This is a genomic window from Cellulomonas sp. IC4_254 (assembly GCF_011603975.1).
In the GTDB taxonomy this organism is placed as follows: domain Bacteria; phylum Actinomycetota; class Actinomycetes; order Actinomycetales; family Cellulomonadaceae; genus Cellulomonas.
In genome coordinates, this window is record NZ_JAANNB010000215.1 from 1 (window position 1) to 6,278 (window position 6,278).

The 6,278-nt window shown below is 76.3% G+C and carries 7 protein-coding genes; 5 read left to right on the forward strand and 2 right to left on the reverse strand.

Annotated elements, in window-relative coordinates:
* Both G6556_RS16395 and G6556_RS16400 read left to right on the forward strand, forming a co-directional pair.
* Positions 1 to 412, forward strand: a 412-nt coding sequence (locus G6556_RS16395; RefSeq protein ID WP_240934634.1) for an OsmC family protein, incomplete at its 5' end; no start/stop codon positions are given.
* Positions 412 to 1,152 carry a hypothetical protein gene (locus tag G6556_RS16400; protein ID WP_166943819.1) on the forward strand — a complete coding sequence of 247 codons (741 nt, stop codon included), beginning with the start codon at positions 412 to 414 and terminating at the stop codon, positions 1,150 to 1,152. The genes G6556_RS16395 and G6556_RS16400, both read left to right, overlap by 1 nt.
* Positions 1,153 to 1,262: 110 nt before the next feature.
* Here the strand turns inward: G6556_RS16400 and G6556_RS16405 are convergent, their stop codons facing one another.
* Positions 1,263 to 2,255 carry an aldo/keto reductase gene (locus tag G6556_RS16405; RefSeq protein WP_166943821.1) on the reverse strand — a complete coding sequence of 331 codons (993 nt, stop codon included), beginning with the start codon at positions 2,253 to 2,255 and terminating at the stop codon, positions 1,263 to 1,265.
* 190 nt (positions 2,256 to 2,445) lie between these two features.
* Here G6556_RS16405 and G6556_RS16410 point away from each other — a divergent pair, with 190 nt between their 5' ends.
* From G6556_RS16410 to rocD, 3 genes are all read left to right on the forward strand, one after another.
* On the forward strand, positions 2,446 to 2,994 hold the full coding sequence (locus G6556_RS16410) for a hypothetical protein (RefSeq protein WP_166943823.1): 549 nt from the start codon (positions 2,446 to 2,448) through the stop codon (positions 2,992 to 2,994).
* Positions 2,995 to 3,141: 147 nt separating this feature from the next.
* Positions 3,142 to 3,972 (forward strand): dimethylargininase, encoded by an 831-nt coding sequence (gene ddaH, locus G6556_RS16415; RefSeq protein WP_166943825.1) that lies wholly within the window; start codon positions 3,142 to 3,144, stop codon positions 3,970 to 3,972.
* 58 nt (positions 3,973 to 4,030) lie between these two features.
* A complete protein-coding gene (gene rocD, locus G6556_RS16420) occupies positions 4,031 to 5,284 on the forward strand; it encodes an ornithine--oxo-acid transaminase (RefSeq protein ID WP_166943827.1) in 1,254 nt (417 codons plus the stop codon).
* 10 nt (positions 5,285 to 5,294) lie between these two features.
* Here rocD and G6556_RS16425 read toward each other — a convergent pair whose 3' ends face one another.
* The gene (locus G6556_RS16425) at positions 5,295 to 6,179 is read right to left on the reverse strand and encodes a CAP domain-containing protein (RefSeq protein ID WP_166943828.1); all 885 of its coding nucleotides are present in this window, start codon (positions 6,177 to 6,179) and stop codon (positions 5,295 to 5,297) included.
* Positions 6,180 to 6,278: the final 99 nt, after the last annotated feature.

A 6,278-nucleotide genomic window follows, 5' to 3' on the forward strand; every position in this document is an offset into this window, starting at 1 on the left:
CCCGCCGTCCCGGCTCTGGGTCGAGCGCACCGGCACCCGGACCTACACCGGGCGCAACGAGCGCGGTGCCGAGGTCCTGATGGGCCCGGCCGAGGCCGGCGCCGTCTTCACCCCGGGCGAGCTGCTGAAGATCGCGCTCGCCGGCTGCTCCGGCATGTCCGCCGACACCGCGCTGAGCCACCGGCTCGGCGACGACGTCGCGGTCACCGTCGAGGTCAGCGGCGACAACTTCAAGCCCGAGGACCGGTACCCCGAGCTGCACGAGCGGATGGTCGTGGACCTGTCCGGTCTCGACGAGGCCACCAAGGAGCGGCTGCTGCGCGTCGTGCACCGCGCCGTCGAGCAGCACTGCACCGTCGGCAACACGCTCAAGGCCGGGGCGGCCGTCGACCTCGAGATCACGGGCGAGTGATGGCGCTGCGCCGGACCCCGATCGTCGACGCGGCCCTGGACCGGGCCGTGACGATCCCGTCCGCCACGATCCACGCCCACGTCGACTCGGTCCGGCGCCGCAACCCCGAGGGCACGCCCGCGGAGATCATCGGCCTGCTCGAGCGCGAGTACCTGCTCGTCGTCCAGGGCACCGGCGGCGCGGTCGGCGCCGCGGCGGCCGCCCCGGCGGTCGGCACCGGCGTCGCGATGGCGCTGACCATCGGCGACGTCGCGACGTTCTTCGGCGCGTCCGCGGCGTTCTCCCTGGCCGTCGCGAGCGTGCACGGGATCGACGTCGAGGACGCCGAGCGCCGCCGCGCGCTGCTGCTCGCCACCATCCTCGGCGAGTCCGGCGCCAAGGCTGTCACCGACGTCGGCGAGCTCACCGGCCTGCGCGGCCTGAACGTCGCCCGGGCGCTGCTGACCCGGATGCCGACCGGGACGATCCGCCGGGTCAACGCCCGGCTCACCCGGCAGCTGTTCCGCAAGCAGCTCGCGCGGCAGGGCGGGCTGGCGCTCGGGCGGATGGTGCCGTTCGGTGTCGGGGCCGTCATCGGCATCACCGGCGGCCGGGCCCTCGGGCGCACCGTCATCCAGGGCGCGCGCAAGGCGTTCGGCCCGCCGCCGGACCGCTGGACCGACAGCGTCCTGGTGGTCGAGGCGACGGAGGGCGCCCCGCGCCTGATCGAGCAGCCCCGCCGGTTCCTCGGCCGCCGCTGACCCCTGCCCGCACTCGCCGAGAGGGCAGGAGACGTCCCCCTCCCTGCGCGGGAAGGGACATCTCCTGCCCTCTCGGCCAACGGGTCAGCGGGTCAGCGGGTCAGGCGCGCTCACCAGCGGTCGTGGACGTGGGGGCGGATGCGCTCGTCGTAGATCTCGCGGAAGCGGTCCAGGGTCCAGTCGTCCAGGGACGGGACCCGGGCGGCGTCCGCGTTGCCGCGGGCCTGCTCGGCGTTGCGCGCGCCCGGGATGACCGTCGAGACGCCCGGCTGGTCCACGATCCAGCGCAGCGCGAGCTGGGCCGTGGTCGCCCCCGCCGGCGTGAGCGCGGCGACCTCGCGGGCGGCGGCGACGCCGACCTCGAAGGGCACGCCGGAGAACGTCTCGCCGACGTCGAAGGCCTCGCCGTGCCGGTTGTACGACCGGTGGTCGGTCGCGGCGAACTCGGTGTGCTCGTCGTACTTCCCGGACAGCAGCCCGGACGCGAGCGGCACGCGGGCGATGATCCCGACGCCGGCCTCGGCGGCCGCGGGCAGCACCCGCTCGAGCGGCTTGCGGCGGAACGCGTTGAGGATGATCTGGATCGTCGCGACGTGCGGGCGGGCGATCGCGGTCAGCGCCTCGTCGACGGTCTCGACGGACACGCCGTAGGCGGCGACCCGGCCCTCGTCGACCAGGGTGTCCAGCGCGTCGTAGGTCGCGTCCCGGTCGAGCACGACGCTCGACGGGCAGTGCAGCTGCACCAGGTCGAGGGTGTCGACGCCGAGGTTCGACCGGGACCGGTCGGTCCAGGCGCGGAACGCGTCGAGCGTGTACGCCTCGGCGACGTGCGGGTCCGCGCGCCGGCCCATCTTGGTGGCGACCGTGATCCGCGGGGCGTCGGCCGAGCGCTCCCGGAGGAACCGCCCGATCAGCGTCTCGCTCCGCCCGTCGCCGTAGACGTCCGCGGTGTCGAAGAACGTCACCCCCGCGTCGGCCGCGGCGGCCAGCACGGCCAGCGCGTCGTCCTCGGCCACCTCGCCCCAGTCGGCGCCGAGCTGCCAGCAGCCCAGCCCCACCACGGAGACGTCCCGTCCTGTCCTGCCCAGCGTCCTCGTCTGCACGGCCCCGAGGGTACCCCGGTGCTTTCACCCGGGCGCGTCTGGGTGCCTGCACCCAGCAGGGACCCCGGGCACCGCAGTTCGGAGCGACGGGTGACGATCCCAGAGGGGAGGATGACGGGACGCGCCCGGGGTCGACGCGGGGCGAGCCGCCCCACCCCGCGCGCGCCGCACCGACGGGACGAGGGCGACGATGATCACGCGAGACCGGGACCGCACGCCGTGGGCGCGCGCGTCCCGGGTGCTGCCCCTCGACGCCGAGCGCGCCTGGGACCTCGTCGCCGACGCCCGGCACCACACCCGGTGGGTCCCGCTGACCCGGGTCGACCTGACGCGCCCGACCGAGGACGCCGCCGGCCCCGGCTGGGAGCGCTGGCCCGGCCGCACCGCGCCGGAGGTCGGGGACCAGATCCTCGCGGTCAGCGGCCCGACCGCGCGCCGCGGCGGCCCCGGCCTGGTCGACCGGATGCGGATCGAGCGCTACGAGCGCCCGCTCGGGGCGGTCCCCGGCGTCGCGGTGTTCCAGAAGCTCGGCCCGGTGCTGCTCGGGACCGCCCGGATCGAGGTCGAGGCGGTCGGCTCGTCCGCCCGGGTCACCTGGAGCGAGGCGGTGCACCTGCGCGGCCTGCCGCCGGCCGCGACCCGCTGGCTCGGCGCGCTGCTCGTGGACGCGATGCTGCGGCTCGTCCTGGACCGCGCGGTGCGCGAGGCCGAGGGCGGCGCGCAACGAACCGCCGCCTAAGGGCCCGATCGCGCAACGAACCGGTGGTGGCTGCGCAACGTCGCGCCATGATGTGCCACGCGGGTCGATCGTAGGCTTGCCCGGACGCGCCCCGACGAGGCGGCCCGACGTCCGACCACGCCGTCCCCGGACACCTCGAGGAGCACCATGCCCGCGACCCCGCAGCAGACCCGTCGCCACTACCTGATGTGCGAGCCGACGTTCTACACCGTCTCGTACGAGATCAACCCGTGGATGGACTCGACGCGGTACACGGACGCGGGCCTCGCGGTGCAGCAGTGGACGGTGCTCAAGGACACCTTCGAGTCCCTCGGCCACACGGTCGAGACGATCGACCCGATCCCGGGCCTGCCGGACATGGTCTACGCCGCCAACGGCGCGACGATCGTCGACGGCCTCGTCTACTCCGCGAAGTTCCGCTACCCGGAGCGGCAGCCCGAGGGGCCGGCGTACGAGAAGTGGTTCGCCGACCACGGCTACGTCACGCACACCGCCGAGCAGGTCAACGAGGGCGAGGGCGACATCCTCGGCGTCGGCGACGTGCTGCTGGCCGGCACCGGCTTCCGCACCGACCGCTCCTCGCACGACGAGCTCGCGCGGGTCACCGGCCGCGAGGTCGTCACCCTGGAGCTGGTCGACGCGCACTACTACCACCTGGACACCGCGCTGGCCGTCCTGGACTCGACCGCCGGCCGCGAGCAGATCGCGTACTACCCGCCGGCGTTCTCCGACGCGTCCCGCGCGGAGCTCGAGCGCCGCTACCCGGACGCGGTGATCGCCTCCGAGGCCGACGCCGCGTGCCTCGGGCTCAACGCGGTGAGCGACGGGCTGAACGTCGTCGTCGCCCCCGGCGCGACCGCCCTCGCCGCGCAGCTGACCGACCGCGGCTTCCGGCCGATCCCGGTCGACACCAGCGAGCTGCTCAAGGGCGGCGGCGGTGCCAAGTGCTGCACGCTGGAGATCCGCCCCGCCCGCTGACCCCTCGGCCGGCCGGGGCGTCCCGGCCGCGCCCGCCCCGGCCCGGAAGGTGACCGCCATGACCGCCACGATCCCCAGCCGGAACGCCGAGGGCGCCGCCGCGGGCCCGCTCGCGCCGAACTACCACCCGCTGCCGGTCACGCTCACGACTGGCGAGGGCGCCTGGGTCCGGGACGCCGAGGGCCGCACCTACCTCGACCTGCTCGCCGGGTACTCCGCGCTGAACTTCGGGCACCGGCACCCGGCGCTGATCGGGGCGGCCAAGGCACAGCTCGACCGGCTGACCCTGTCGTCCCGGGCGTTCGACCACGACCTGCTCCACCCGTTCGCCCAGGCGCTGTCCGACCTGGCGCGGCCGGTCGTGGCCGGTGCGGGCGACGCCGGGGCCGCGGGTCCGCAGCCGATGGTGCTGCCGATGAACACCGGCGCCGAGGCGGTCGAGACCGCGATCAAGGCGGCCCGGAAGTGGGGCTACGACGTCCGCGGCGTCGCCCCCGAGCGCGCGACCATCGTCGTCGCGGCCGGCAACTTCCACGGCCGGACGACGACGATCGTGTCGTTCTCCACCGACCCCGAGGCGCGCGACGGCTTCGCCCCGCACACCCCCGGGTTCCGGGTCGTGCCGTTCGGCGACGCCGAGGCGCTGCGGGACGCGGTCGACGAGACCACGGTCGCCGTCCTGCTGGAGCCGATCCAGGGCGAGCAGGGCGTCGTCGTCCCGCCCGCGGGCTACTGGCCGGCGGTGCGGTCGATCTGCGACGAGGCGGACGTGCTGCTGATCGCCGACGAGATCCAGTCGGGCCTCGGCCGCACCGGCACGACGTTCGCCCTGGAGCTGTGGGACGTGCGCGCCGACCTGGTGACGCTCGGCAAGGCGCTCGGCGGCGGCGTGCTGCCGGTGTCCGCCGTCGTCGGGCGGCCGGACGTGCTCGGCGTGCTGACCGCGGGCACCCACGGGTCGACGTTCGGCGGCAACCCGCTCGCCTGCGCCGTCGGCATCGCGGTGGTCGACCTGCTGCGGCCCGGCACGTTCCAGGAGCGCGCCCGCACCCTCGGCGCCCACCTGCACGACCGGCTCGCCACCCTGGTCGACACGGGGCTGCTCGTGGGCAGCCGCGGCGTCGGGCTGTGGGCCGGGCTCGACGTCGACCCCGCGCGGATGACCGGCCGGCAGCTGTGCGAGCGGCTGCTCGGGCTCGGCGTGCTGGCCAAGGACACGCACGGGTCGACCATCCGGCTCGCGCCGCCCCTCGTGGTCGACGCCGGCGACCTGGACCTCGCGCTCGACCGGCTCACCCAGGCGCTGCGCTGACGCGCGGCCGTCAGGAGAACCGCATCGCCGTGTAGAGCCGGCCGTTGATCGTCACCGCGCCGATCGACACGGACGACCTGTCGGCCTTGAGGATCCACGCCCGGTGGCCCGGCGAGTTCAGGTAGGCCGTGATCATCTGGCCGTCGCTCACCGGCTGCACCCAGCCGACGATGTGGTCGCTGCCGGAGTGCCAGATGCTGCCCGCGGCGGCCATCGCGGCGGCGTGGTCCGCCAGCGACGACGAGGCCGACACCGACAGCGCCGGCAGCCCGTTCGCGGCGCGCGCGGCGTTCAGCGCGGCACCGAGCCCGCCGACGCCGTACGAGGAGACCCCCGGGGCCCACGCCGCGGCCGGGGCGGCGGGTGCCGACGCGCCTCCCCCGGAGACGGGCGCGGGGGCGCGGTTCGACCGGGCGCCGGTCGTCGTGCGCGGCGAGGCGGACCGCTGGGCGGCGGCGCGCTGCGCGGCCTCGGCGGCGGCCTGCTCCGCGGCGGCGATCCGGGCGGCCTCCGCGGCCTGCCACGCGGCCTCGGCGTCGACGGCGGCGCGCTGCGGGGCCGCCACGGACGCGACAGCGGTGCGCAGCGCGGCCGGGCTCACCCCGGTCCCCACGCTGTCGGCGGCGCGCTGGGCGGCGTCGGCGGCGGTGCGCAGGGCCGCGAGGGCGGCATCCCCGGCGTGCGGGGACGCGTCGGCGGCGGCGCGCGCGGCGGCCACGACCGTGCCGGCGTCCCGCACCGCGTCGGCGACGAGGGCGTCGTAGCGGGCCACCGACCCGGCAGCGCGGACGTCGGCGAGGAACGCCTCGTCGACCAGCCGGGCGGCCTCCTGCACGGCGACCCGCTCCCGGGCGTGCTCCCAGGCGGTGGCGCGGGCGTCGGCCCGCAGCTGCACGACGACACCCGCGGCGACCCCGCCGACCAGGGCGGCGCAGAGGGCGGTGACGGCAACGGCACGGCGGCGGCCGGCGCCGTGCCGTTGCCGTCACCGCCC

What these genes read in the sequence shown, in the direction of transcription:
- G6556_RS16400 (WP_166943819.1), top strand. Translation starts at nt 412, where the DNA reads ATGGCGCTGCGCCGGACCCCGATCGTCGACGCGGCCCTGGACCGGGCC.
- G6556_RS16410 (WP_166943823.1), top strand. Translation starts at nt 2,446, where the DNA reads ATGATCACGCGAGACCGGGACCGCACGCCGTGGGCGCGCGCGTCCCGG.
- ddaH (WP_166943825.1), top strand. Translation starts at nt 3,142, where the DNA reads ATGCCCGCGACCCCGCAGCAGACCCGTCGCCACTACCTGATGTGCGAG.
- rocD (WP_166943827.1), top strand. Translation starts at nt 4,031, where the DNA reads ATGACCGCCACGATCCCCAGCCGGAACGCCGAGGGCGCCGCCGCGGGC.